At 43.4% G+C, this 25,968-nt stretch carries 20 protein-coding genes and 1 pseudogene; 7 read left to right on the top strand and 14 right to left on the bottom strand.

Going from position 1 to position 25,968, the window contains the following annotated elements:
- The first annotated feature begins 182 nt into the window (after window positions 1-182).
- The gene (locus CAG57_RS06880; protein WP_099612279.1) at window positions 183-770 is read left to right on the top strand and encodes a TfoX/Sxy family DNA transformation protein; all 588 of its coding nucleotides are present in this window, start codon (window positions 183-185) and stop codon (window positions 768-770) included.
- 95 nt (window positions 771-865) lie between these two features.
- Here CAG57_RS06880 and CAG57_RS06875 read toward each other — a convergent pair whose 3' ends face one another.
- From CAG57_RS06875 to CAG57_RS06865, 3 genes are all read right to left on the bottom strand, one after another.
- Complete coding sequence (locus CAG57_RS06875) at window positions 866-1,414, bottom strand: hypothetical protein (RefSeq protein WP_161428377.1); 549 nt, start codon at window positions 1,412-1,414, stop codon at window positions 866-868.
- A 297-nt stretch (window positions 1,415-1,711) separates the two neighbouring features.
- On the bottom strand, window positions 1,712-2,209 hold the full coding sequence (locus CAG57_RS06870; protein WP_099612281.1) for a response regulator: 498 nt from the start codon (window positions 2,207-2,209) through the stop codon (window positions 1,712-1,714).
- A 17-nt stretch (window positions 2,210-2,226) separates the two neighbouring features.
- Window positions 2,227-4,161 carry an ATP-binding protein gene (locus CAG57_RS06865; protein ID WP_099612282.1) on the bottom strand — a complete coding sequence of 645 codons (1,935 nt, stop codon included), beginning with the start codon at window positions 4,159-4,161 and terminating at the stop codon, window positions 2,227-2,229.
- A gap of 258 nt (window positions 4,162-4,419) precedes the next feature.
- Here CAG57_RS06865 and CAG57_RS06860 point away from each other — a divergent pair, with 258 nt between their 5' ends.
- From CAG57_RS06860 to CAG57_RS06850, 3 genes are all read left to right on the top strand, one after another.
- The gene (locus CAG57_RS06860) at window positions 4,420-5,682 is read left to right on the top strand and encodes a DUF945 family protein (protein ID WP_161427736.1); all 1,263 of its coding nucleotides are present in this window, start codon (window positions 4,420-4,422) and stop codon (window positions 5,680-5,682) included.
- Between the two features lie 388 nt (window positions 5,683-6,070).
- Window positions 6,071-7,165 (top strand): 3-phosphoserine/phosphohydroxythreonine transaminase, encoded by a 1,095-nt coding sequence (gene serC / locus CAG57_RS06855; RefSeq protein ID WP_099612284.1) that lies wholly within the window; start codon window positions 6,071-6,073, stop codon window positions 7,163-7,165.
- A gap of 333 nt (window positions 7,166-7,498) precedes the next feature.
- Window positions 7,499-9,367: a methyl-accepting chemotaxis protein gene (locus CAG57_RS06850; RefSeq protein WP_161427735.1), complete on the top strand. Its 1,869-nt coding sequence runs from the start codon at window positions 7,499-7,501 to the stop codon at window positions 9,365-9,367.
- A 147-nt stretch (window positions 9,368-9,514) separates the two neighbouring features.
- Here CAG57_RS06850 and CAG57_RS06845 read toward each other — a convergent pair.
- Both CAG57_RS06845 and CAG57_RS06840 read right to left on the bottom strand, forming a co-directional pair.
- Window positions 9,515-11,683 (bottom strand): annotated as a pseudogene (locus CAG57_RS06845) (YgiQ family radical SAM protein); the annotation flags it as partial.
- 248 nt (window positions 11,684-11,931) lie between these two features.
- The gene (locus CAG57_RS06840; RefSeq protein ID WP_161433667.1) at window positions 11,932-14,688 is read right to left on the bottom strand and encodes a M16 family metallopeptidase; all 2,757 of its coding nucleotides are present in this window, start codon (window positions 14,686-14,688) and stop codon (window positions 11,932-11,934) included.
- A gap of 221 nt (window positions 14,689-14,909) precedes the next feature.
- On the opposite strand from CAG57_RS06840, the gene CAG57_RS06835 reads away from it, so the two are divergent.
- On the top strand, window positions 14,910-15,587 hold the full coding sequence (locus CAG57_RS06835) for a hypothetical protein (RefSeq protein WP_161427526.1): 678 nt from the start codon (window positions 14,910-14,912) through the stop codon (window positions 15,585-15,587).
- 95 nt (window positions 15,588-15,682) lie between these two features.
- Window positions 15,683-15,877 (top strand): DUF4250 domain-containing protein, encoded by a 195-nt coding sequence (locus CAG57_RS06830; RefSeq protein WP_161427527.1) that lies wholly within the window; start codon window positions 15,683-15,685, stop codon window positions 15,875-15,877.
- A 20-nt stretch (window positions 15,878-15,897) separates the two neighbouring features.
- On the opposite strand, the gene metR is transcribed toward CAG57_RS06830, so the two are convergent.
- On the bottom strand, window positions 15,898-16,809 hold the full coding sequence (metR, locus tag CAG57_RS06825; RefSeq protein WP_099612288.1) for an HTH-type transcriptional regulator MetR: 912 nt from the start codon (window positions 16,807-16,809) through the stop codon (window positions 15,898-15,900).
- Window positions 16,810-17,050: 241 nt separating this feature from the next.
- On the opposite strand from metR, the gene metE reads away from it, so the two are divergent.
- Window positions 17,051-19,339: a 5-methyltetrahydropteroyltriglutamate--homocysteine S-methyltransferase gene (gene metE / locus CAG57_RS06820; RefSeq protein ID WP_161426782.1), complete on the top strand. Its 2,289-nt coding sequence runs from the start codon at window positions 17,051-17,053 to the stop codon at window positions 19,337-19,339.
- A gap of 72 nt (window positions 19,340-19,411) precedes the next feature.
- On the opposite strand, the gene CAG57_RS06815 is transcribed toward metE, so the two are convergent.
- From CAG57_RS06815 to trpD, 8 genes are all read right to left on the bottom strand, one after another.
- Window positions 19,412-19,801 carry a GspS/AspS pilotin family protein gene (locus CAG57_RS06815; protein WP_099612290.1) on the bottom strand — a complete coding sequence of 130 codons (390 nt, stop codon included), beginning with the start codon at window positions 19,799-19,801 and terminating at the stop codon, window positions 19,412-19,414.
- 2 nt (window positions 19,802-19,803) lie between these two features.
- A complete protein-coding gene (locus CAG57_RS06810; RefSeq protein ID WP_161426781.1) occupies window positions 19,804-20,100 on the bottom strand; it encodes a YciI family protein in 297 nt (98 codons plus the stop codon).
- A gap of 84 nt (window positions 20,101-20,184) precedes the next feature.
- Window positions 20,185-20,586 carry an acyl-CoA thioester hydrolase YciA gene (gene yciA / locus CAG57_RS06805; RefSeq protein ID WP_099612291.1) on the bottom strand — a complete coding sequence of 134 codons (402 nt, stop codon included), beginning with the start codon at window positions 20,584-20,586 and terminating at the stop codon, window positions 20,185-20,187.
- Between the two features lie 93 nt (window positions 20,587-20,679).
- Window positions 20,680-21,228 carry a septation protein A gene (locus tag CAG57_RS06800; RefSeq protein ID WP_099612292.1) on the bottom strand — a complete coding sequence of 183 codons (549 nt, stop codon included), beginning with the start codon at window positions 21,226-21,228 and terminating at the stop codon, window positions 20,680-20,682.
- Window positions 21,229-21,473: 245 nt separating this feature from the next.
- Window positions 21,474-22,283, bottom strand: a complete 810-nt coding sequence (trpA, locus tag CAG57_RS06795) for a tryptophan synthase subunit alpha (RefSeq protein WP_161426780.1) — start codon at window positions 22,281-22,283, stop codon at window positions 21,474-21,476.
- On the bottom strand, window positions 22,283-23,473 hold the full coding sequence (trpB, locus tag CAG57_RS06790; RefSeq protein ID WP_161426779.1) for a tryptophan synthase subunit beta: 1,191 nt from the start codon (window positions 23,471-23,473) through the stop codon (window positions 22,283-22,285). The genes trpA and trpB overlap by 1 nt, the downstream gene beginning before the upstream one ends.
- A gap of 62 nt (window positions 23,474-23,535) precedes the next feature.
- Entirely contained in the window at window positions 23,536-24,957 is a 1,422-nt protein-coding gene (trpCF, locus tag CAG57_RS06785) for a bifunctional indole-3-glycerol-phosphate synthase TrpC/phosphoribosylanthranilate isomerase TrpF (protein ID WP_161426778.1), read from the bottom strand.
- Window positions 24,958-24,963: 6 nt separating this feature from the next.
- Window positions 24,964-25,962, bottom strand: coding sequence for an anthranilate phosphoribosyltransferase (gene trpD / locus CAG57_RS06780; protein WP_161426777.1), 999 nt, complete (start codon window positions 25,960-25,962; stop codon window positions 24,964-24,966).
- Window positions 25,963-25,968: the final 6 nt, after the last annotated feature.

Here is a 25,968-nt window from a genome sequence, read left to right as displayed (position 1 = left end):
AATTTATTTGCTGTGAGTTAAGTCCGGACTTATTTCGCTTCATTAACTATCATAGAAAGAAATAAATATGCGGGCATGTAGTACAAATAAGCTTGCGATAAACCTCTACTTTTATTTCGCTATAACTTGCTGCTTCTGGTGATCTTTGTGACTCGGGGACGACGATGAAAGGATCCATGGAGATGAGTGAGCATACATTTTTTGATTATGTTATTAAGTTTGGCGCTTATCAAAAGCGTTCTATGTTTGGTGGTATTGGCTTATTTCAGCAAGATGCCATGTATGCATTATTAACGGAAGAAGCGATTTTCATTCGTGGTAGTGAGGAGTTGGATCAACAGCTTATCAATTTAGGGTGCGAGAAGTACCGACATGTGAAGAAGCAAACAACTGCTACGGTGAATTACTATGATATTACCGAGTTATTTGAAAATCAGCATCCAGAGCTAGAGAGCATTATTCAACGTTCGATTCGTTATTCAATTATGCAGCGTAATTTTCAAAAATCTCAAGCGAGTCGTCGTTTACGTGATCTGCCCAATATGCAGTTAACGTTAGAACGGATGGTAAAAAAAGCTGGTATTGATGATGTTGATACCTTCATTAAACTAGGTGCACCAAAAGTGTTTAGTAAAGTGCGACAAGTTTATGGTAGCGATGTTGATGTAAAATTGTTATGGAAATTTGCAGGGGCGATTGAAGGCGTGCACTGGAAATTGTTACAAGAGCCGAGAAAGCGACAGCTTCTTGAGTACTGTCAGCACCATTAACATCAGCATAAAAGAAAAAACCGAGGACTTCACCTCGGTTTTTTCTTAGCCTATCTAAACCATCAGTAGGGTGATGGTTATCGTACACAAGGCGATTAATAATTAAAACGCGCAGTAAATAAAACTTGATCGCCATAAGCATCATTAAAACGGGCTTCGGCTCCCAGTGAGAAAAGTTCGGTTGAATGAAAACGGGCAAAAACGGAACCGAACCAATCTTCGTTATCATCAATCGAGACATACCCTCCTTTGCCGCCGACTTCAAACTGTGGCCCTAGCCACTGGCGTACGCCAAGATTAAGTTCCATCCCGGTATCGGCACTGCCTTGATGTTTACGATCTTGTAAGCGAAATAACATTTCCCCTGTAAAATCGGCCCAATTATTGACTGGAGCATGAAAACCGAAACCGGTTGCCAAATCAAAATCACTATCAAATTCTGAGTCAATGCGAGCGACAACATGAGCATTAGGATGAATTGATTTACTAAAGCCTGCACCATAAGTGGTTGGGCTAATACCAATTCTGGCCTCAATGTAGTCATAATTGAAGTTGCTCATGACCGTCGGACTATTGGGGTCAACCTGGGCTAAAGCGTGTGCTGAAGCAAAAAGTAGTGCGGTTGCAAGGATTGTTTTGCGCATAATCTCGATAAACCTATCTGTTTATGATGAATTCCATATTAAAGCGGTGTTTCCGCCATGACAAAGTGCTACAACTTAAACATAACCTAAGCACGGTATATCAGCAGAGTTTACCTAAAACAAGGTCAATACACTCTTGACTGATTTTATTTTCATGGGGGAGTGGCTTATGTTAGGCCACTTGGCTCTTACATCATAATTCACTCACGCATGACAACTCCACCCTAAAATGTCAGGCTTTTGTCACCTTAACAAAAAATAAGCAAAAAAAATGCCACTTGTATGATTTTTGATTAACTATTCGCCATAGCTCATACGATTGGCTGCAATGGCATTTAGAATCGGTTCCGCATCCAAGATTTGTATCCAAGGCATTAAATCTTGCTCGTGTTCGATTACATACTGCGTGAGTTGTTCACGTACAATCTGACAAAGCTGTTTTGATTGCCAAGGTTTATTGATAAAAAAATCCAAACTAGAGTGGTTAATGGCTTCGACCGTATCATCCAATCCTGCTTGCCCTGTCAGTAGTATTTTGCGTGTTTTCTGGGTTTGCTCCTGTTGATTGAGTTCAATTAAGAAATGAATCCCAGTTTCTTTTGGCATAATGTGATCGCATAAAATAAGGGCTAACGGTATTTTCTGTTGTTGATAATCCTCAATAACCGCTTTAGCTTCTGCTACCGACTCTGCCGCCTCAATAATAAAATGAGTTTCAAAATCACGGAGATCCTGCAGAACACTATCGAGAACTTCTCTTTCATCATCAACACATAAAATCATTAACTTATGCATTTTATTCTCCTTAATATCTATATACGCTCTGAGGTGGTCGGTAACCAGACTTGCATCGTGGTGTATTTATTGACTTGACTATCAACGGCTATCCATCCTCGATGTTGGTGGACAATTTGTTGACAAATTGATAGACCAATACCGAGCCCAAAATGTCCTTCCCGCTTGGTGGTGTAATTTAATGCAAAAATTTGTTGTTGACGTTCTGGTGGAATACCGTTGCCATTATCGGTAAAGCTAACCACAACGTAACTTGTTTCTTGATCGTGCTGTAATTCAGTCTTAATCGTTAATGACCCATGTTCAGGAAAGGCTTCAATGGCGTTGGAAATCAGGTTAGTCCAAACTTGTTGTAACGCAATCGGTAGGCATAATACTGGTGGAATATCACCGTAATGTTTTTCAACGGTGTGTCTCTTTAAATGGTTTTCAAAGATAATCAGTGTATCCTCTAATCCTTCATGAATATCAGCGAGATGGAAGGTTTCATCGTCTGGTCGCGCATAACTTTTTAAACTTTTGACCATATCCGCAATACGTTGTGCGCACACTTGAATTGAACGTAAGTTACTGCCAACAAGATAGTAACGTTCCAGCATTTCTATGTCTTGTTCTGCCTGTTGCGGATTATTTTTTACCTGATTACGTAGTGTGTGGTCATTTTCCAAACCGAGTTTGACCATTTTTTTTGCAAGTAATCGATGATGGATGTGTTGCTCTAATGTTTTGGCTTTTTCACGTTCTTTGGCGGTTGACATTGGATTGACTTGTAACGCTTGCCCAAGGAGCTGTACTCCTTTTTGCTCTAATGGTTGTAAAGCCTTATGACAAATCAATTGATTGAGGTGGGTGCGTAATGTATCACTTCCTCGTAAGATGGCAGCAACGGGATTATTCAACTCATGTGCAACACCTGCAACTAATTGTCCAAGTACGGCCATTTTTTCACTCTCGATAAGCTGTTGATGTGCTAACTCTAAGGATTCAATGGTTTTTTGTAATTGTAGTTTGGTATTAATACTGCGTTGTAAACGACGATTAAAATGTCGTAATAATAAGTTGGTGAAAAGTGGTAATAGCTGCGTGTCATTATGCATAACCTTGGCAAACACATCTCGATCAAGTTTGATGACCTCTGTTTTAGTTAAGGTAATTGCCGTTGAAAAAGAAGGTTCTCCTGTAACAAAAGACATCCCACCGACTAAATTACCTTTAGTATGGCGCACGACTTCTCTTTGTTGACCCTGTTCATCTTTTTTATAGAGTGCAACTTCTCCGGCAGTAATAAACCATAAAAACTGGTTGGCTTCTCCTTCTTTGGTTAATAAATGTTCAGCGGAGTAGGTTCGACAAGCTCGAGTCTCGTCGGCTTGAGCAAAGAATTGACGTAGCGCACCAATCACTTGTTCGGCCAGTTGGTGATCGGTTAGGCGATGATAATCGCTGATGAACCCTTCTCGATAGAGGTGCATTTTATTATCAATATGAGCGCGAAGAATACGGGTTTGGTCGAGCAGGGTACTGTAGCTAAGAATATTATCTTTATCATATTGCAGGATATAATTGGTCAATTCTTGGAAGACGGTTTTATATAACACATTGTCTTGTAGGGGTTTGGTTAAGCAGTAGTCCAGTCGACCTTCATTGACGGCATTTAGAATAGCTTGAATATCTTGCCCGCAACTGATAAGGATTTTTCTTGCATTTTTGGTATGTGCTAATTTATCCAACTGGACTAAAAAGTTAGCACCATCAAAGTGTTGATGATGGCTTGCAATCACCAAGGCGACGATCTGGTTTTGCTCTTCAATAAATTCGAGAGCTTGATCAGCTTCTTCGAATGATTCTGCGGTATAGAGGTCAAACTTCGTGATAAAGGCACTCAATTCATGACGCCACTGCTCGACGCTGACGGGATTATTGTCTAAACAAAGTAGCGCATATGAATTCACAATGTTCTCAAACCTATCTATTCATAGTTCTAACATTGTAACAAGTTTTATACAGTTTATTTGAGAGCTGGGTTTAAGAACCTTGAATCTGTACAATGAGAAATTAATTTTCTTCATGCAATCATTTTTATTGTCCATTGAGATGGTTTTTGGCCAAACTTATAGACTGAGTCGTCCAATCGATCAGCCCAGTTCCTTTTCGCTGGGTCAATGCGTCGGTGAGGTTGACTGGATATATTACAAGGAAAATCTTATTTTATGAAAACGCTGAAACGAATTGGCGCTGTGGGTGGGGCGGTTGCTCTAATTCTTTGTTGGCCTTTAGCAGTCGGGCAGGTCGGTCAAAAAATAGTCACCGATGGCTTGGCAAACCTAAGTAATGATCAAGTTAAAACCGAATTAGTCAGCTATGAGCGAGGTTATTTTTCATCCTCAGCGGTGACGCGATACACGGTTTTAGATCGAGATATCAAACGGCAGCTTGAACAACAAGGTTTACCAACTGAGTGGGTGATCAACAGCGATATTCAGCATCATGCCTTTAGCCTTTCGGCTGTTTCGACCTTTTCGGAACAAACCCATATTCCTCTACAGCTCAACACTCAGACTCGCCTCAATGGTAGTACAGATTTTCAAATGCACTTAGATAATTGGTTCTATCAATCAAAAGGAGAACAGCCGTTTACGTTATCCATGACCGCTTCAAGTTTACAAGGCACGGCATCGATTTTGGGTGAGATCAGTTATGCTTTAACGCTTCCATCTATTGCCTTGAACTTTACCAATGGTGAACAAGTACAATTAGCTAATGTTTATGGTGAGGGAAAGGGCAAACAAGAGAAGGGTTTTTGGGTTGGCCAACATAAAATAACCTTGGGAGAGATGACCATTCGTGATGTTCGACAGGCTACCAGGTTTAATCTGAATCACGCCATGTATGAGTTTCGTTCTTCGATGGATGCATCCAAGCAACGATTCACTGGCCAGCATATGGTGACTGTTCGTGCACTAAAAACTGGTGACGATGAAATTCGTGACGCAATCTTTGATTTTACCCTTGGTGATGTGGATAGAAAGGCCTTTACTCAGTTGTCTGAACTTTATCAAGATGGCCGCACTTTATCGAATTCTTTGATAAATCAAGCACGCCCTGCGATTGAGAAACTATTTTCACAAGGCTTTAGTCTCACGCTAAATCGATTAGCGCTGACGATGGGGCAAGGTGAATTGGAGGCTAAATGGCAGCTGACAGTACCAGAGGGCACCCATGATGTTTTACACGATCCCGGCGCACTTTTTTCAGTTTTAAGCGGTTCTTTAGAGGCGTTGGTATCGCAATCATTGGTGAAGGATTATCCTTTTATCCAGCAAGGCGTGGATCAATTAGTCTTGATGGAGATGGCGACACACAATGAACAAGGTTATCAATTAAAAGTGGATATTCACAATGGGCTATTGGTTTTCGCTAGTGGTAAACAAGTTCCGTTGACCGCGTTGATGATGCCACTTCTGCTCCAGTAAACATTATACCCTTTCTACTTGAAGCTGCAGGGGTGTTGGCTACGTTCTTTCACCCCAATCACATAGCCTGTCTATGCTCATGGGGATGATGAGAGCCATCCGTGGCCCTCACCAAAGGCCAGCCTACGGCTGTTCAAATTTGTTCCAGACAAATTTGTCACTCACTTGCCGCCTACCTGCAACTCCAAGTTGCTTGGGTATAGTTCAGAGAGGCTGGAAAAGGTTCATTTGTCGCTGTTAGGGTGATTGTGTCCATGCCTTAAATAAGCATTGTTGATAAAAGAGCAAAATGAAATTTTAAAAGACATCATCTTTGGCTCTTCTTCAATCTCTTTGATCGAGTTATAGTAAGTCCAAATCACATTTTTATAGCAGGAGTAAGCTAAACATGGAGCCGAATACGGACACTGTTTTTAATTTTAGTGCGGGCCCCGCTGCACTACCTAAAGCGGTCATGGCTAAAGCACAGGCAGAATTTGTCAATTGGCATGGTCTTGGCGCGTCAGTGATGGAAATTAGTCATCGCAGCAAGCCTTTTATCCATGTAGCGCAACAGGCTGAGCAAGATCTGCGTGATTTATTGGCGATTCCTGACAATTATAAAGTTTTATTTTGTCAAGGTGGTGCTCGAGCTCAATTTGCAGCGGTTCCGATGAATTTACTCGGCCAAGCGACTTGTGCCACTTACATTGATGCGGGATATTGGGCGGCCAGTGCGGTGCAAGAAGCAAAGAAATACTGCGAGGTCGATATTTTTGATGCGAAAACTGAGAAAGATGCAAAAATTGCAGTACTTCCCGCCAGTGAATGGCATATTGACCCTGACGCTGCTTTTGTGCACTTTTGTCCTAATGAAACTATCGATGGCATAGAAATCAATGAGTTACCCGTTACGGATAAGCCGATAGTTGCGGATATGTCTTCAACGATTTTGTCACGTGAAATCGATATTACTCGATATGGCGTTATTTATGCTGGAGCTCAGAAAAATATTGGCCCTGCCGGGCTCTGTATTGTGATTGTGCGTGATGATTTACTTGATTTAGCGAATCAAGCTTTGCCAACGACACTAAATTACCGAGTGCTTGCCGAAAAAGATTCCATGTTTAATACTCCACCGACCTTTGCTTGGTATCTTTCTGGGTTAGTTTTTCAATGGTTAAAAGAGCAAGGTGGTGTGCAAGCGATAGAGCAAGTAAACCGAGCTAAAGCTGCGCTGCTTTACGACTATATCGACGCATCAAACTTTTATCGTAATAACATTCATCCTGATAATCGTTCTCTGATGAATGTTCCTTTCCAATTAGCAAAACCAGAGTTGGATGGCACCTTTTTAGAATTGGCCGAAGCTCGTGGCTTGTTGTCATTAAAAGGACACCGCGTGGTCGGTGGTATGCGCGCTTCTATTTATAACGCCATGCCACTGGAAGGGGTGCAAGCTTTAGTTGACTTTATGCAAGCGTTTGAAAATCAATACGCTTAATGATTGATGCCCCAAATGGGTCCGACTTAAGGCTCATGCGAGTGAGCCTTTTTACTCCTGATGAACTTTTTCACGCTTCTGTGCAGTTTATCATTATTTTTATTGATACTTTACGATCAATTATAATGAAAACTGCTTCCTATTGGTCCATACTCAATAATGAAAATAACAATAAACTGACCATGGCTTGGTGTTAATGGCTTAGCAAAAACCTTTAGGCTCTGTAAGGAAAGAAGTAAGGCCGAGAATGGCTTGCTGGTTGTCCTGATGTGGTTAAGGGAATCGCACAGTAAAACGTGCATGATAGGGATAATTTGCTTAGAGAGGTAACCCATGAAATTTAGCCATAAAGTGGTTGCAGCATCTTCGGTGATGTTGCTTTTAACACTGGCATTATTGTCGACACAACAGTATTTCACGGTACGGACAGAAATTGAAACACAAGTCAACAATAGTGCTGAAGAGATAGTACAGGGTGTGCGCAGTACGGTCAGTAAAGAACTCAATGGAAGTAAAGTACTCGCTCAGTATGTCACTCAATTAGTCGAGGATAATATTGAGCCAGACCATGTTGCCGATATATTGAGGCAGCCCGTTTTGAACGATCACTTTATTTTGGTGGGTTTTGGATATGAAAGTAATGGGGGTCACGTAGGTAGCGATCCTAATTGGGATCCAGGAGCAACATGGGATCCGAGAGCTCGCCCTTGGTATCGAGATGCTAAAAATGCCGGTCAGTTGACGATCACAGCTCCCTACGCAGATTCAGCAACCGGAGAAATTTTAATTTCTATCGCGACGCCAGTGACATATCAAGGACAATTTTCCGGTGCGATTTTCTTTGATGTGAGTTTAGTCTCGCTAGCCAAATTAGTGAACCAAGTTTCCTTATTTGATGCAGGGTATCTTTTTATTGTTGCCGATGACGGAACACTGGTTGCTCACCCTGATGAGAAATTAAATGGTAAACCCATGTCTGACTTCTTACCCAGAGTCAAAATGAGTCGAGAGATACAAGAAATAACGCTTGATGGACGAGACTATCAGTTGCGTTTTGTCGATATACCGGGTGAAAAGTGGTCAGTTGGCGTTTTACTGGATGAAAGTATTGCTTTTGCTGCTATTGATGATTTGCGGCGCAGTGCTTTGATTTATTCTGTGATTGCGTTAGTCATCAGTACCTTGATTCTTTCGCTAATACTTCGTGTTCTCATGCGGCCTTTGGACACCTTAAATGATGCAATACAGGACGTGGCGTCTGGGCAAGGCGATCTCACGAAGCGGTTAGATACCAATACAGATTTTGAATTTGCGCGGCTAGCCACCGGGTTCAATCAATTTACCGAAACCTTGCAACGGTTAATTAGTGAATCTAAGCAAATTGGTCAGCAAATTATGCATAGTACCGAATCGACAGCGCATGGCTTGCAATCTTCAACTGAGGCAATGCAAAATCAAATGCATGAAGTGGAGCAGCTCGCAACCGCGATGCATGAAATGGCGACCACATCTAATGATGTTGCCAGCAACGCACAAGGGGCCGCTTCCGCTGCCCAAGAAGCGGATAATGCAACTGAAGAAGGTTCACAAGTGGTTAACCATACCACTGAGGCGATCAATGCCCTTGCATTAAGAATCGATCAAGCGGTTGAAGAAGTGAAGCAGCTTGAAGTCGCGACATCCAATATCGAGACGATTTTAAAAGTCATCAATGATATTGCTGATCAAACCAACTTATTGGCGTTAAATGCGGCCATTGAAGCAGCTCGAGCAGGAGAATCCGGTCGTGGTTTTGCCGTGGTTGCTGATGAAGTTCGAACTCTGGCTCAACGAACGCAACAATCGACGACTGAAATCAGAAATATGATTGAGCAATTGCAAGTCGGATCGAGTGCCGTTGCAGGAGCGATGCAACAAAGTAAAGATACTGCGACAGAAACAGTCGCCAAAGCTTGTGAAGCAAATGATGCGTTATTGCGTATTCGTCAAGCTATCCAACAGATCACGGATATGAATATGCAAATTGCATCAGCGGCAGAGGAACAGAGCTTAGTAGCTGAAGAAATTAACGCGAATACGGTGAAAATTAAAGATTTATCGGTTCAAGTTTCTGATACTGCGAGTCAGTCAAATGATCAAATGCGAGAGCAGTTAGAGAACGTTCGTCGTCAAGATGCAGTGATGAATAAATTTATTGTGTAATCATTGATGTTGTGAGAAATCACTAACATAGATTGTAAAAAAAACCTCGGGTATTTATACCTGAGGTTTTTTTATTAAGAGGTATACTCCGCTTTATGGGCGAACGGAGTTTCCCCGTTTTTTCTTCGTGTTGACTTTTGTTTTAGGGCGGCTGTTCTGATTGGTTTTACTGCCACGAGTTTGACTTGACGCATGATCGCGAAGTGCATCAAATCCCGGTTGATGTTTAGTGTGTTTGGTTGCAAAGCGGTTAGAACCGTGACGACCTGATTTACGACGTGGATTTGCTGTTGATTGCTCATTATCTTCAGCGGGGACTAAGCAGCCAGGCTTGTCACCAATTAAATATTTTTTACCCATTGCGACTAATGCTTCACGGATAAGTGGCCAATTAAGAGGATCATGATAACGCAGCAGTGCTTTGTGCAAGCGACGCTGACGTTCTCCTTTGGCTACGGTAATATCTTCTCGTTTCTTATATTTCACGCGTTTAAGCGGATTCACTTGTGAGTGATACATGGCCGTGGCATTACACATCGGAGAGGGGTAAAAATTTTGTACTTGATCACACTGATAGTTATTATTTTTAAGCCACAATGCAAGGTTGACCATGTCTTCGTCTTCGGTTCCTGGATGAGCAGAGATAAAATAAGGTATTAAATATTGTTTTTTACCTGCTTCCGCACTGTATTTTTCAAACAGTTGTTTAAAGCGGTCATAAGTACCCATTCCTGGTTTCATCATTAAATCCAGTGGTCTTTTTTCAGTATGCTCAGGGGCAATTTTTAGATAACCCCCCACATGGTGAGTCACCAGTTCACGCACATATTCTGGAGACTCAATCGCTAAATCGTAGCGTACCCCAGAAGCGATAAGAATTTTCTTAATACCAGGAATCTTTCGGGCTTCTCGATAAAGATCGATGGTGTGTTTATGATCGGTATTGAGCTTATGACAAATTCCCGGAAACACACAAGAAGGACGGCGGCAGTTTGCTTCTGCTTTAGGATCTGAACAACCCAAGCGATACATGTTGGCGGTCGGGCCTCCTAAGTCTGAAATTGTCCCGGTAAAACCGGGGACTTTGTCTCTAATGGCTGTCAACTCACCAAGTATGGATTCTTTAGAACGGTTTTGGATTATCCGTCCTTCATGCTCGGTGATTGAACAAAAAGAGCAGCCACCGAAGCATCCACGCATAATATTGACCGAGGTTTTGATCATATCGTAAGCCGGAATCTTGGCTTTGCCATATTTAGGGTGCGGAATCCGGGCATAAGGCAGATCAAAAACATAATCCATCTCTTCGGTGGTTAATGGAATCGGCGCTGGGTTTACCCAAAGTTCACGGTTACCATGGCTTTGAATCAGGGCGCGGCCTGAATAAGGGTTGGTTTCTAAATGCAGTACACGGCTAGCATGTGCGTATAAAATACGGTCGTTGATCAACTTTTCATAAGAGGGTAAACGAACGGCTGTCGTTAGCGAATCATGGCGAGAAGCCCGGATGGTAATCGGTTTGGCTTCGATTTCTGCGGTGTCCGATTTCGTGTCGCATAGCGTTTCAACGTCGTAAGGATTGGTTGGCACAAAAGGTTTGCTCGGTTTATCAATACGCGAGGAATCGATGATGGTAAAACCGTCGGGAGCGTGTGGTAGGTTTATCGCAGTACCACGAATGTTGGTCATGGTCGCTATCGGCTCGCCATTTGCAAGTCGATGCGCAACCTCCACTAAAGCGCGTTCAGCGTTACCAAATAGGAGTATGTCCGCTTTGGCATCAAACAGTACCGAACGACGAATCTTATCGGACCAATAATCATAATGCGCGACACGTCGTAAGCTCGCTTCAATGCCACCAAGAACAATAGGAACCTCTTTATACGCTTCACGGCAGCGCTGAGAATAGACTAAGGTAGCACGATCTGGACGTTTCCCACCTTCATTATTGGGGGTGTAGGCATCATCATGGCGCACCTTTTTATCTGCGGTATAGCGGTTGATCATGGAGTCCATATTGCCCGCAGTAATACCAAAAAATAGGTTGGGCTGACCGAGAGCCATAAACGCGCTTTTATCTTGCCATTCTGGCTGGGCAATGATCCCAACTCTAAATCCTTGAGCTTCAAGTAAGCGACCGATGATAGCCATGCCAAAACTAGGGTGATCGACATAGGCGTCTCCGGTGACGATAATAATGTCACAACTATCCCATCCTAAAGTCTCCATCTCTTTACGTGAAGTTGGAAGGAAAGGAGCAATACCAAAGCATTCCGCCCAGTATTTTTTGTGTTCATTTATTTTCTTTACAATCATTTAGTTGACTCTTACTCTCATGGCTTTGGGCAAAGGTGGGGCACATTATTGGGTATACCGAGTCTGTCACCCTAATTTTATTTTGACCTTTGAGTGGTTGCTATTGGTGAAAAAATAGGCCACATAAAATAGCGCAGCAGTTTACCATGTTATTGGCAAAGTACACCTACTTCTGTGTGGTAAAAAGTAACTGAGTGGCTGTGCCGATTGAAAAAGCCAAGCAGGGTAAGCTTGGCTTATTTTATCGGCTAGTTGGGTAGCATGATGCTAATTTGTTTTTTACTCCCATCACCAAAAATTTGTAATGCTCTCTGATGCATTTCCTGAGCGGTAATACTTTGAGCGGTCGCTTCAATATTCATTAAGGCTTCAAAACCATAGCCATGGGTGATATAGCGGTTGAGCATGAAGGCCATCTGTTCCGGTTTATCCTCTATAGGTTTAAGTGCCACGATTAATTGTTTAGCGACCGTCTGAGTCTCTTCTTCACTAATACTCTGGGTTAAACTGGTGATCACTTCTTGAAAAGCTTGTTCTGTTTGTGCCACATTCGCAGGGGCCACATGTGCAATCATCAGCCAATCAGAATAGGGTTCGCCATCCTTATTAATCACGTAAATCATGGGGGTATAATCCAATCCTTTACTTTCTCGGATATTAGCGAGTAATTTTTGGTTGACTAAACGGTGTAGCATGTCTTCGAGGAAGATTTTTTTAGCACTTTGGTTGGATATATCAGATGAGACATAACGATGAATGACGACGGCACTATCTTCAGTATTGATGGTCTTTTCTATTCTGTTGACCAGTGAAGGTTTAAAGTGTGGATTAATCTCGACTGGTGGTTGGGCAATGAGTGGGATATTGGCAATGTACTGACGTAACAGTGGAGTGATGTCGGATGGGGCAATATCACCAACAATAATGAGGTTGAACTTCCCCTGTTTAAACAGCTGTTGATGGACGTTAAGAACTTGTGTTCGAGTCGGTGTGGGTTGGCCTACTAAATAGCGCAGTTGCTGATAACTATCCTTACTATAAGAGGCGAGATTGATCTCATTGGTAAATTGGCCTAGTGGCGTGGTCAAAAATTGGCGCAAGTTTTCTTGCTGAGTTTGTGTTACTGCAGCCAATTGCGCATTATCAACCTTAGGTGCGGTGGAATATTGATGAATTAAGGCCAACGCGTCATCTAAATCTGGCTTATTGACGTTTATATTTAACCAATGTGTGGTCGTGTCTATAATGAATTGCATAGACATATTTTTTCTTTTCATATAACTGTCAACCTGTGACCCATCCATGCTGCCAATCCCTGAACGAGTTAAGACCATTGGCGTAATATCAACGGCTGAATAAAGTTCGCTGGGTAATGCGGCTATTCCACCGACACGGCTATAAAAAAGGTGCAGCTGATTTCTATTGTTATAGGTTCTATAGAGATAAACATTGACGTTATTTTCGAGTTGCCATTGCACGATCTCGGGATCGCTATGAATCGATTGGGATGTGATAATTTCCCCAGGCTGCGTTGGCTGGTGTAAAATGGTAGCAACATCCGCTGCATTTAATTGCGTCCCACGACGTTTTCTTAATTTTTTTAACTGGCTCAATTCATCGGTAAGTTGTTCCAGGTTCTCTTGTTTATCTGCCCCAATAATGATGGCAGCATCACCGTTCAGTAACTGTTTTAAACGTTGATTAACCTGCTCTATGGTTGCGGTATTGAGTAGTTGTTTGAGGCCATATTGAAAGTCGAAAGTACTCTGCAGGACTTGTTGGTTGGTTATCGCCCAAATGCGATGATTGGCATGTTCATTGGGTAATAAGTCATATTTATTTTGTGCTGCATACTGGAGATCATCTTTGAATGGATGCAACTGAGCCTCTAATTCTTCTTGTGTGACACCAAAATCACGCAGTGAAGAGAGTGTTGATAAGATTAGTTCTTGTACAAGAGAGCGTTGTTGGTAGGGGAATGTACTACCAATCAAAGTATAGCGTTGATCAAGTACAGGATAGTTCATGGCATACAATTGTGAATGCAGCTGGGCGCTGTCACGAAATACCGTTTTTAGGCGCTGATCAATTAATTGTTCAGCAATATTATCTAATCGATGGTCTAATAACTGCTCGTGAGTCGTCATAGAATGACGGCCTCGACCAATCAGTAATGAGAAGCTGGCATGTTCGCCAGTTGCTACGTGTGCAACGTAGTCTTGCAGGTTTTGTTGGCGTTTTTTTACCGGTTCAGGTCGAGGCGTTGTGCCTTTCTGCCAACTGGAAAAATAGCGTTGAATCCATTCCTCGCCTTGAGCTAGTGTTAGATTACCGGTGATAACGACTTCTGCTAATTGAGGTTGATACCATTGTTGATAAAATGCTTGGAGATCTTGTGCTGTGGCTTGCTGAACCTGTACCTTCGTGCCCAGCACGTCATGTTCTGCATAATCGGTTGTTGCAATCAAATGCTCATAATATTGTTGTTCTAATGGTTTTTCTTCCCGATAGCGGTGGCGAAACTCACCCATAATTACCCCTTTCTCTTTCTCGACTTCTTGCGGAGAGAAGGTGAGTCCATCGGCAATATCTCTAAACCAAAGTAATGCTTTATCTACGGCGAGGTTGTCGGGTAAGTCGAGTGTATAAACGGTTTCTTGATAAGTGGTATAGGCATTAAGATCGGGGCCAAAGCTAGCTCCTGCTTGCTGTACCATGGTAATGACATCATTATGGGCATAATGGAGGCTGCCATTAAATGCCATGTGTTCAACAAAGTGTGCATAGCCAGCTTGTGTAGGGGATTCTTGCAATGAACCGGTATGAAAATATAGGCGAATCGATACCGCTTGATGATGATCTGGATAGATGTGGTAGGTGAGTCCATTCTCGAGTTGCCCAGTTACCCATTGTTGATCGGCTTGTAAAGGGGGAGACGGCTCTTGTGCCATGCAGCCAAGTAAGGGGAGGCAAAGCATGCTTGCTAATAACAGTTTTTTCATCATAACCTCTTATTTTTGTCTTAACTATAAACAAATGCTCAAGCTGTGTGTTCGGCGAACAGTTGATTTTCGGTACAAATAACGAATCCAAGCCATAGCAATGATAAAACAGTCAGTGGCGCATGATGTGAGCGGTAGAAGTGTTGAATTCGTGGGTAAAGCGGTAGGCAAAATCGAATGGCTTTTGGTATCATCGTCCCAAATTTTCCGTTAATGAAGAATGTATGCTTGATTCCTTACTGAGCGTTATGGCCCCCATGTTGCTTGGCACGCAATTATTACTGACATTAGTATTGGTGAAAGGTGATATCTGTCCAGGTCAACGTGGCCGGTTACATAAAGTATTACCCGCGTTAGCTATCTTATGGCTTGCTGTCGCTTCACTGAAAATCGAGGTGTGTTTAATTGTCTTTGCTTTGCTTTATTTTTATTCTCAAGTGCAAACCAAAAAGACACGCCATGAAGGGCCGCTGTGGGTTTTGTACCTTGCCGATGGGTTAGCTTTGGCATTTGTGGCTATATTGATGGGGCAGTCGCTGAATGGTTCAATGGCCATTACACTATTGAGTCTGATATTTTTACTCGGTGCGTTATTTGGCCATTTGCTATTGACGATCGCTAAAACTCGTCTACAAGCTTTTCACCGCATTTTACCTGTGGTGGGGATTTTATCGGCAATGGTGACAACGCTCTGCATTGTACCTTACGCATATCAACTTGAGGCTGAGCAGCTTTCAGCCATGATCCAGCCACTACTGGTGAGCTTTTCGTTATTGGTAGCGGGTATTTTTGCTTGGTGTTGGCATTTACTATTAGTAAAACCTGTGACCAAAGCCTCCTTATTGCTTGCGTTACTCTTGATGTTAGTTGCGGTAACCGGTTTCTATCGTCTTTATTTATAGGGTCATTGTCGGCGATATTTCGAGAGGAAAATCACGACGGATTGATAAAATTGCAGCTAAGCTTACTATCAGGGCGACGAGAAAGGAGCAAAATGATGGATTTAAGCAACATTAGCCGTCTTGATGACGCAATTTTATTAGGCATTATTAATGAAAAACTGCGTTTAGAGTGTGATAGCTTGGATGAACTCGTATCCATGTATGAGATGAATGAACAACATGTGGTTGGTAAGTTGAGTAATCTAGGCTTTAGGTATGACCCTCTCACCAACCAGTTTAAATCGTATTAATAGCTTGTTTTCCGCATAATTTAAGCCATCTTGATCCCGTCAAGGTGGCTTTTGCATTGTTGGCGAGCGATAGCAAAAAAAGCTTGTAAGTAACGCTTGTCTTTTTCGCTGTGGCGGGTTGCGGCAAATAACCGACGCCATAATCCATCGCCTAATGGTTTGCTGGTGATAAGTCCCTGGCGTGAAAATTCACTGATCGCCCAGTTGGGCAACGTGGCAACGCCTAATCCGGCAGACACCATTTGGACTAGCATTAAAGTATTGTCTGCTTGTTTCCACTTTGCTGGTTCTACGCCTGCCGGGTGTAGGAAATGTTTGACGACATCTAAGCGTTGTTTTTGTACCGGATAACACAGCATGGTTTGTTCGGCCAAATCTTGTGGTGTGATGACGGTTTTATCAGCGAGTGGATGGTTGGTTGCAGTAATAAGGCGCATTTCAAAGTCAAATAAGGGTTCATAATGCACCTCTGAGCGCGGTAAAATATCAGAGGTAATCACCAAGTCTAGCTCTCCTGCTAGTAATGCAGGTAAGGGTTCAAAACCAAACCCTGAGGAAAAATCGAGCGTTACACTGGGCCAAGCTAATTGATATTCACGCAGGGCAGGCATTAACCATTGGAAGCAAGAATGGCATTCAATTGCCATGTGTAAGCGTCCATTCACATCTTCTTTCAGGCTGGCGAGTTCGTTCTCTGCTTTGGCTAAGCGTGGCAATATTTCATCGGCAATGCGAAGCAGAATATTACCTTCTGATGTAAAACGAACCGGGCGTGTTTTGCGGAGAAAAAGTTGTCCACCAATCCGAGCTTCAAGATCTTTTATTTGATGGGATAACGCCGACTGAGTCAGGTGTAAAGCCGTGGCGGTGGCGGTTAGTGAGCCCGTTTCTCGCAGTGAAACTAAGGTTCTTAAATGTTTAAGCTCGATCATGTATCACCTTCACCTTCCCTTTTTTATTATTAATTTATCTAAACTTACGTGTTTTTTTTAACCGTGTAAACATCTAGATGGCTATTTGTTGTTAATCCTACGAATGAAATGTTTATAAACATGAAATTTTCTAATAAACAAGTTGAATAATTGGTGATTGTATTCAGTATCATGTTACGCGATAGTTTAGCCATCCAGATGTCTTTTAATGTCTGCACCTATCTATAGAAGGATAAAACACATGGCAACGACAACGCATATTCTCGGTTACCCACGTATTGGTGAAAAACGTCAGCTAAAATTTGCCCTGGAGCAGTATTGGCGTGGTGAAATTGAGCAATCTCAACTGCAACAGGTTGGACAAAGTATTCGTCAACAAAACTGGCACCAGCAGCAAGAGGCAGGGTTGAGTTTTGTGACTGCGGGTGATTTTGCTTGGTATGATCATGTATTAACTACAACACTTTTGCTTGGTCATGTTCCCGAACGCCATCGTCATGGTTTTCCTGATCTCGATACGCTATTTCGAGTCGGGCGTGGTCAGTCACAAAATCATTGTGGATGCAGTGGCAGCGCCGCTTCTGATATGACTAAATGGTTTAACACTAACTATCATTACATTGTGCCGGAATTTAGTGCTACAGATAGTTTTGAGGTAAGTTGGCCACAATTGTTTGATGAAGTGAATGAAGCCGTCAAAGCTGGCTATCCGGTTAAACCCGTTCTTCTTGGCCCGTTAAGTTATCTTTATTTAGGTAAAGAGGTTGGGGAAGGTTTTGATCGACTGACATTACTTCCTCGTCTACTTACTGCTTATCAAGCGATTTTAGCTAAATTAGCCAAGCAGGGAGTGACTTGGGTACAAATTGATGAGCCGATCCTAGCTCTGGAACTTGAAACGCCGTGGCAAGAGGCCTTTAAACTGGCTTATCAGGTGATTCAAGGTGAGGTGAAATTACTGTTGACCACCTATTTTGATTCTGTAAGTGATACGTTAGATAAAATTGTTAAACTGCCCGTTAATGGTCTGCATATTGATCTTTCAGCAGCTCCTCAGCAACTCGATGAGGTATTAGAAAAGCTTCCTCAAGACTGGGTATTATCGGCGGGTGTGGTGAATGGACGGAATGTCTGGCGAGCCGATCTCGCTTCACAACTCAATCAACTTCAGCCAGTAAAAGCACAGTTGGGGGATCGCTTATGGGTTGCCAGCTCTTGTTCTCTACTCCATAGCCCCGTTGATCTAGAACTAGAAGCGAACCTTTCACCAGAAGTGCAGAGCTGGTTCGCTTTTGCCAAACAAAAACTGACCGAAATTTCGCTGCTCGGCCAAGCATTAGATGGCGATCATGCAGCAATATTGGCCTGTGAGACGTACAGTCAGCCTATTGTAGCGCGTCAACAAGCCATTCATGTTAATAAGCCTCAAGTTCAAGCTCGGCTTAACAGTATTACCGATTCTCTTGCTGAGCGAAGTGCACCTTATGCAGAGCGTGCTTACCATCAACAAGAAGTGCTTGGGCTTCCCCTGTTACCGACGACAACCATTGGTTCTTTCCCACAAACGGGAGATATTCGTGCCGAACGTCGAGCTTACCGACAGGGCAAGTTAGCTGAAACGGATTATGTGAATGCGCTTAAAGGACATATTGCCGATGCGGTTCAACGTCAAGAAGATCTGGGCTTGGATGTGCTGGTGCATGGCGAAGCCGAACGTAATGACATGGTGGAATATTTTGCTGAAAATCTTGCTGGTTTCCAAACCACGCAGTTTGGTTGGGTGCAGAGTTACGGTTCTCGTTGTGTGAAGCCTGCCATAGTGGTAGCCGATATTGAACGAGAGAAGCCCATGACGGTAGAGTGGTCAAGTTATGCACAATCACTTACCAGTAAAAAGGTGAAAGGGATGTTGACTGGGCCGGTTACGATCCTTTGCTGGACGTTCCCACGTGAAGACATTACTCGGGAGCAAATTGCTCAGCAATTGGCATTGGCGTTGCGTGATGAAGTGTCTGACTTGCAGGATGCAGGCATCAATATTATCCAAATTGACGAACCTGCGATTCGTGAAGGCTTACCATTGAAGAAACGGGATCATCAAGCTTATTTACAATGGGCAGTGCAAGCGTTCAAAATATCGGCTGCGAGCGCTCGACCTGAAACACAAATCCATACTCACATGTGTTATAGCGAATTTAATGAAATTATTGATTCTGTTGCCGCGCTTGATGCGGACGTGATTACCATTGAAACCTCGCGCTCGAATATGGAATTACTCAAAGCATTTGAAGCGTTTAATTACCCGAATGCCATAGGGCCGGGTGTGTATGATATCCACTCCCCTAACATTCCATCACAAGCCTGGATTGAAGGGTTGTTGCGTAAAGCTGCGGAGAAAATCCCTGTTGAACGGTTATGGGTGAACCCCGATTGCGGGCTAAAAACACGAAATTGGCCAGAGGTGGAAGCCGCATTAACCAATTTAGTGCTGGCTGCTAAAGCGTTACGTGAAGAATGGCAGAAAAAATAGAGGGGATTATATTTTCATTATAAAGGCCTCTAGTGAGGCCTTTGTTGATTGAATACGATGGCATGGAGTAACTCAGTGACATTGAGTTTTAGTGACGATTTGATCGACCATTAGTTGACCTCTTGGATTACGAACTTGTAATCGGTAACTGATACCCGCATCAAGATTGGCTCGAATATCGGTACTAGAACAAAAACGTTGAACACTGTTTTCTATCACTTGGGTAAGGGATTGTGCACCTTGCTGATCAATATTGTAGATCATCATCATTTCGATCATCGTACCTTTAGAGCTAGCACGCATGATATTCAGTGGCCCTTGTTCAATCGGCAGCTCGGCATTGAGTACACTGGCACGATTGGCGGCTAATAGTTCTAAATGCTTTTGTTGATCACCAGTAGAGCTGCATCCACTAAGCAGAATAAACATCAGACTGGTGATACCGAGTAATGATTTTTTCATAGTTAAAAAACTTTTTTAAACGGCTTGACGATAACGTGCGCATAAGCGCCAACCTTGTGGTAAGGATCCGCATCCGCCCAAGCTTGAGCGGCTTGCAAAGAGTCAAACTCAGCGATGATGGTTGAACCAGTAAATCCGGCCTCTCCGGGATCTTCTGCATCAATCGCAGGGAGTGGCCCTGCAACCAATAGCCGACCTTCATTGCGTAAAGTTTGTAAGCGTTCTAAATGTTCTGCTCTGACACTCATTCGTTGCGCTAGCGAGTCTTCTACATCTTGGGCGAAAATAACATACCACATATTGCTATCCTTATAATGGTGAACGGGTTTAGGTCATGCACCAAATCCAATGATTTTAAAAGTGAGGTTCATTCCTTGCGGTGATCAATGTTGGTGGTTGATCACTCTTGGGCGTCCTTCTGCATCAATAGCAACATAATTAAACGTTGCTTCACAGACTTGGAAGCGGTCAAGTACGCCGTCTTCTTTAACTGGTTTAACCCATACTTCCAAGTTAATTGACATCGATGTCCGGCCAATTTTGGTACATTCACCGTAGCAGCATACCACATCACCCACCTTGACGGGCTTTTTAAAGGTAATGCTTGACACTGAAACTGTGACAATTCTTCCACTGGAAATTTCTTTAGCGAGAATGCCACCAGCCAAGTCTAATTGCGACATAATCCACCCACCAAAAATATCACCATTGGCATTGGTGTCGGCCGGCATGGCAAGTGTTCTCAGTAAAAGCTGCCCCTTGGGGGAGTTTACATTCTGGTTCATGATTGGCATCCACAGCAAACAAAACAGCGACCGCGAAGGCCGCTGAAAAAGAGGGTTAATTATAACCAGAAATGTCTTCTCGACTCAAAATAGTTAAGAATGTTTAGAGCTATTTTGTTCTTTCGGCAGGTGTTTATAGATGTAAATACCGGTCAATAGTGTGTAGGCGAAGGTTGCGAGAAGTAGACCAAATACTTTGAAGTTGACCCATACATCGAGTGATAATTGATAGGCGATATAAATATTGAGTACCGCGCACACGAGGAAAAAGACAACCCAAGCCCAGGTGATTTTTGTCCAGACCGTTTCAGGTAGAGTTAGCTCTTTACCGAGCATGCCTTTAATCGCAGATTTTCCAAGCCAATGGCTAATGGCTAAGCCTAAAGCAAAGACTAAATAGACAATGGTCACTTTCCATTTAATGAAATTATCGTCATGTAAGAAGATCGTCATGCCACCAAAAACAGTCACTAAAGCAAAGGTGATTAACTGAATTTTTTCGACCTTTTTGAACAGAAAATAGGTCACGATGATTTGTATCGCCGTGGCTGCAATCAGCGCCCCTGTTGCGACATAAATATCGTAAAACTTAAACAGAGCGAAAAAAATAATCAGTGGAATAAAATCGAGCAGTTGTTTCATTATAAAGCAAGATCCAAGTAGTAAATTACTGACAGTCTAACCAAATTATGGCATGAGCTAAACCAATAAAGATATTTTGAAACAAAATATCGCATTGTTAGGTAAAATTTTTGTGACATTGATAAAGATTTTCTGACGCAGTGAAGCGTTAGAAAATCGATGCAACTGAGGGGCGGCTGGATAGAAAGAGCAATAGTGCCTCATCTGGTAGACAGCTATTGCTCTATGTTAGGTGATAGGTTTACCTAAGCTTTGCGGGTTGCAGCCTTCATCGCCGAGGTAAATGTATGCAGTTCAGCCAGCATTTTCTCGGGTTCATTGATGTGTTTCTCAATGATTTTTACCACGGCGGAACCAGAAATGGCACCGGCTGCCCCCGCTTGAATGGCTTGTTTGACTTGCTCTGGTTCTGAAATGCCAAACCCTAGTAGTGCCGGTGCTGCTTGACATTGATTTAGCCGTTGTAGGAGTGTGCCCACTGGCATATTGGCTTTGGTTTCCGCTCCTGTTACCCCGGATCGTGACAGTAAATAAGTATAACCTTTACCCAACTGAGCCACCGCTTGTAATGTGGCGTCATCGGCCGTGGGTGGGGCGATGAAAATCGGTTGAATACCAAATTTTTCTGCCGCGGCCACAAAGGGTTGGCTCTCATTGGTTGGAACATCGGCGACCAGCACAGAGTCAACTCCCGCTTGCTGACAACGTTGATAAAAGTTTTCAATCCCACGCGCATACACGAGGTTGGCATACATGAGTAATCCTATCGGTAAATCTGGGTTGTTGGCCCGGATCTTAGCGATTAAGCTAAAACATACCTCAGGGGTCGTCTCGGCGTTTAAAGCTCGAATATTTGCGGCTTGAATGGTTGGGCCATCGGCTAAAGGATCAGAAAAAGGAATCCCGAGCTCTAAACCATCAGCACCCGCATCAATTAAGGTTTGCATGATGCGCAGCGATTGTTCTGGCGAAGGATCACCGATAGTAACAAATGGGATAAATGCCCCTTGTTTATCGTTAGCCAGACGCTGGAAAAGTGATTGATAACGGTTCATTACAGCACTCCTTTGTCTTCTAAAATTTTATGGACGGTAAAAATGTCCTTATCGCCTCGTCCCGATAAATTCACCACTAATAATTGTTCTTTTTCGGGTTCTGCATACGCCATTTTGACCGCATGAGCTAAAGCATGAGATGACTCCAACGCTGGAATGATTCCTTCTTGGCGGGCTAACAGTTGGAAAGCGTCTAGCGCTTCATCATCGGTGGCACTTTCATATTCGGCTCGGCCTGTTGCATGTAGGTGTGCGTGTTGTGGGCCAACAGAGGGGAAGTCTAATCCAGCGGAGATCGAATAAGACTCTTCAACTTGACCATCTTCATCTTGCATTAAGGGGGCTTTCATGCCAAAGAAAATTCCCGTTTTGCCATGCCGCAGAGGAGCACCATGTTGAGCGGTATCGATCCCTTTTCCTGCAGGCTCCACCCCAATCAAGCGAACTGAGGCTTCGTCAATAAAATCGGCAAACATGCCAATAGCATTTGAACCACCGCCAATGCAAGCGATCACGGCATCAGGTAATCGACCTTCACGGGCTAAAATTTGATTTTTGGTCTCCTCGCCAATAATGCGTTGGAATTCTCGCACGATGGTTGGGAAAGGGTGAGGGCCAGCGGCAGTGCCTAATAAATAGTGTGTGGTTTCGTAACTGGACGCCCAATCTCGCATTGCTTCGTTACAAGCGTCTTTTAGGGTCGCTGAGCCAGAGTTGACGGAAATCACTTGCGCTCCCATTAAACGCATCCGAAAAACGTTTGGACTTTGACGTTCGACGTCTTTGGCTCCCATGTAGATACGACATTTTAAGCCCAGCAAAGCACAGGCTAGGGCGGTTGCCACGCCATGTTGCCCAGCGCCTGTTTCTGCAATAATTTCTTTTTTGCCCATGCGCTTAGCGAGCAGCGCTTGACCCAAAACTTGGTTGGTTTTATGTGCGCCACCATGTAAGAGATCTTCACGTTTAAGATACAGTTTCGTCTTTGTTCCTTTAGTGATGTTGCGAGTGAGCGTCAGTGCCGTTGGGCGGCCGGCATACTCTTGCAGCAACGTCATAAATTCGGAACGAAACTCAGAGTCCTGCTGAGCATCAATAAATGCCTGTTCCAGTTGATTGAGGGCTGGAACTAAAATTTGTGGTACGAACTGACCACCGTACTCGCCAAAATAGGCGTTAAGTTTTGCCATGCTCTTATTCCTTCACATCTAATGACATGATTACCATGTCTTATTCTTCAAAAGTAAAATTATTAGTATTCTCGTAGTGCGCTGAATGCTTGCTGTAACTTCGCCGCATCTTTTTTCCCCGGCTCGCTTTCAACGCCGGAATTGAGATCGACACCAAGGCAGCCAATACGTGCGGCTTGTTTCACATTGTTAGGGGTAATTCCCCCGGCGAGCATGATGCGCTGTGGCTGAGTAATGAGTTGCCAATCAAAAGCTTGCCCAGTACCGCCCATTTGATCTCCGGCCTTACTATCGAATAAATGTCGTTCAACATGATCAAATAACTTAGGTAATGCGTTGGTGACGCCATAAGCCTTCCAAATTTTTATGTGCTCGGGTAAACGAGTTTTCAGCGCATTGATATAGACTTGATCTTCATCCCCATGCAGTTGCACCGCGGTTAAACTGAGGTCGAGAGCTATTTCAACCACATGATCAATAGGATGGTTTTGAAATACGCCCACATAAAGCAATGGCGCGCCGCTCATGATTAGACGTGCCGCTTCTTTATCGACATAGCGTTTTGACGGTTCAACAAAAATTAATCCGCCATAAACCGCACCTGCTTGATAGGCTTTTACCGCGTCATGGGCATGAGTTAATCCACAGACTTTATTTTCACCCAAGATCACTTTACGTACCGCTTGTTCGAGATTCTCTTCGCTCATCAGGGAGCTACCGATAAGAAAACCATTCGCAAATTGAGATAAATCACGGACTTGTTGATGGTTATAAATACCAGATTCAGAAATAACAATGCATTCTTTTGGTCGTTGTGGTGCGAGCTGTTTCGTACGATTTAAGTCGGTGGAAAGGTCACGTAAGTTACGGTTATTAATGCCAATCACTTTGGCTTTGAGTGCAATCGCACGTTGCAATTCTTCTTCATTGCTGACTTCGGTTAATATGCCCATTCCCAGTTCATGGGCAATGCTAGCCAATTGACCATACTGTTCATCGTTAAGCACAGAAAGCATGAGTAAAATGGCATCCGCGCCGTAATGACGAGCGAGATAAACTTGGTAAGGGTCAATCATAAAGTCTTTACACAGCACCGGTTGCGAGACTTGAGCGCGAATTCGGGCAATAAAATCGAAGCTACCTTGAAAATATTTTTCATCGGTCAGCACTGAAATTGCATCGGCATATTGGTGATAAACTGAGGCGATATAATCTAAGTCAAATGAATCACGGATCAGCCCTTTTGAGGGGGAAGCCTTTTTACACTCTAAAATAAAAACGGTTTGACTCTGATCGAGAGCTTGATAAAAGTCCCGATCCGTTTTTGAAAGTAACGTTTGAAAAGTGTTTAAAGGCTGAGCGAGCTTTCTGTTCGCCACCCAGACCGCCTTATCTGTTACGATTTTTGCCAACACTTCCGCCATTTGAGTGTGTTTTAGGGAAATGTGTTCAGATAATTGCTGGGATGCATCATGCTCAGACATGTCAATTTAACCTCGTTCTGCTAGTTGTTGAACCAAGTGGTAGGCTTTACCGGAATTCATGACATCCATCGCACGCTCGGCATTGACGGTGAGATCTTCAAAGCCAAATAAGCGTAGCAAGAGGGCAACGTTAATTGCGACGGCGCTCATTTGAGCAGGCGTTCCCTTGCCAGTTAGAATGTTGGTGATGATGGCGCGATTCTCTTGTGGAGTACCGCCTTGAATTGCGTTCAGTGGGTAGGTGTTTAGGCCAAAATCGGCTGGCGTTAATGTGTACTCAATGATTTTACCATCGTTGATTTCAGCCACCTGCGTTTCGCCATGAATCGCGACTTCGTCTAGCCCTGCCCCATGAACCACAGCGGCTCGTTTCATTCCCATTTTTAGCATGGTTTCGGCAATAGGACGAACTAAATCTAAACTGTAGACTCCCATCAATTCAATATTGGGACGAGCTGGGTTAATTAGGGGGCCTAAGATATTGAAAATAGTGCGAGTTTTCATGCTTTGGCGCACAGGCATCGCATGGCGAACCCCACCGTGGTATTGCGGCGCAAATAAGAATGTTATCCCTAAATTATCCAGAGCTTGACGTGCATCATTCGCGCTCATGGTCATATTAATACCAAACGCGTCTAAGAGATCGGACGATCCTGATTGGCTGGAGACGCCACGGTTGCCATGTTTAGCAATTTTTACACCACATGCGGCAGCAACAAATGCGGCAGTGGTAGAAATATTAATGGTATTGGCTCCATCACCGCCAGTGCCGACGATATCCGCGAAATCATAATCAGGGCGTGGGAAATGTTCTGCATTAGCGAGTAAAGCTTGAGTCGCTCCCACAATCTCTGCTGGTGTTTCCCCTTTGATTTTAAGGGCAGTTAACGCCGCAGCCATGAATGCAGCATCACATTCCCCGCGAATAATCGCGCTAAATAGCGTTTCGCTCTCCTGCTGATTAAGCGCCTGCTGCTGATAAAGTTTATTGATGATATGTTGCATATTGTT

This window comes from Vibrio sp. V30_P3S12P165 (assembly GCF_009904905.1).
Taxonomy (GTDB): Bacteria; Pseudomonadota; Gammaproteobacteria; order Enterobacterales; family Vibrionaceae; genus Vibrio; species Vibrio fujianensis.
Note: the sequence above shows the minus strand (reverse complement) of the source record. Positions and strands in the feature narration are given on the sequence as shown.

Excerpts from the sequence above, each read along its gene's own strand:
- CAG57_RS06870 (WP_099612281.1), bottom strand. The coding sequence starts at position 2,209 with ATGCATAAGTTAATGATTTTATGTGTTGATGATGAAAGAGAAGTTCTC.
- CAG57_RS06880 (WP_099612279.1), top strand. The coding sequence starts at position 183 with ATGAGTGAGCATACATTTTTTGATTATGTTATTAAGTTTGGCGCTTAT.
- trpB (WP_161426779.1), bottom strand. The coding sequence starts at position 23,473 with ATGGCAAAACTTAACGCCTATTTTGGCGAGTACGGTGGTCAGTTCGTA.
- metR (WP_099612288.1), bottom strand. The coding sequence starts at position 16,809 with ATGATCGAGCTTAAACATTTAAGAACCTTAGTTTCACTGCGAGAAACG.
- trpCF (WP_161426778.1), bottom strand. The coding sequence starts at position 24,957 with ATGTCTGAGCATGATGCATCCCAGCAATTATCTGAACACATTTCCCTA.
- yciA (WP_099612291.1), bottom strand. The coding sequence starts at position 20,586 with ATGAACCAGAATGTAAACTCCCCCAAGGGGCAGCTTTTACTGAGAACA.
- trpA (WP_161426780.1), bottom strand. The coding sequence starts at position 22,283 with ATGAACCGTTATCAATCACTTTTCCAGCGTCTGGCTAACGATAAACAA.
- CAG57_RS06800 (WP_099612292.1), bottom strand. The coding sequence starts at position 21,228 with ATGAAACAACTGCTCGATTTTATTCCACTGATTATTTTTTTCGCTCTG.
- CAG57_RS06875 (WP_161428377.1), bottom strand. The coding sequence starts at position 1,414 with ATGCGCAAAACAATCCTTGCAACCGCACTACTTTTTGCTTCAGCACAC.
- CAG57_RS06835 (WP_161427526.1), top strand. The coding sequence starts at position 14,910 with ATGCTTGATTCCTTACTGAGCGTTATGGCCCCCATGTTGCTTGGCACG.
- CAG57_RS06860 (WP_161427736.1), top strand. The coding sequence starts at position 4,420 with ATGAAAACGCTGAAACGAATTGGCGCTGTGGGTGGGGCGGTTGCTCTA.
- serC (WP_099612284.1), top strand. The coding sequence starts at position 6,071 with ATGGAGCCGAATACGGACACTGTTTTTAATTTTAGTGCGGGCCCCGCT.
- CAG57_RS06840 (WP_161433667.1), bottom strand. The coding sequence starts at position 14,688 with ATGATGAAAAAACTGTTATTAGCAAGCATGCTTTGCCTCCCCTTACTT.
- CAG57_RS06830 (WP_161427527.1), top strand. The coding sequence starts at position 15,683 with ATGGATTTAAGCAACATTAGCCGTCTTGATGACGCAATTTTATTAGGC.
- CAG57_RS06810 (WP_161426781.1), bottom strand. The coding sequence starts at position 20,100 with ATGTGGTATGTTATTTTCGCCCAAGATGTAGAAGACTCGCTAGCGCAA.
- metE (WP_161426782.1), top strand. The coding sequence starts at position 17,051 with ATGGCAACGACAACGCATATTCTCGGTTACCCACGTATTGGTGAAAAA.
- CAG57_RS06850 (WP_161427735.1), top strand. The coding sequence starts at position 7,499 with ATGAAATTTAGCCATAAAGTGGTTGCAGCATCTTCGGTGATGTTGCTT.
- trpD (WP_161426777.1), bottom strand. The coding sequence starts at position 25,962 with ATGCAACATATCATCAATAAACTTTATCAGCAGCAGGCGCTTAATCAG.
- CAG57_RS06815 (WP_099612290.1), bottom strand. The coding sequence starts at position 19,801 with ATGAAAAAATCATTACTCGGTATCACCAGTCTGATGTTTATTCTGCTT.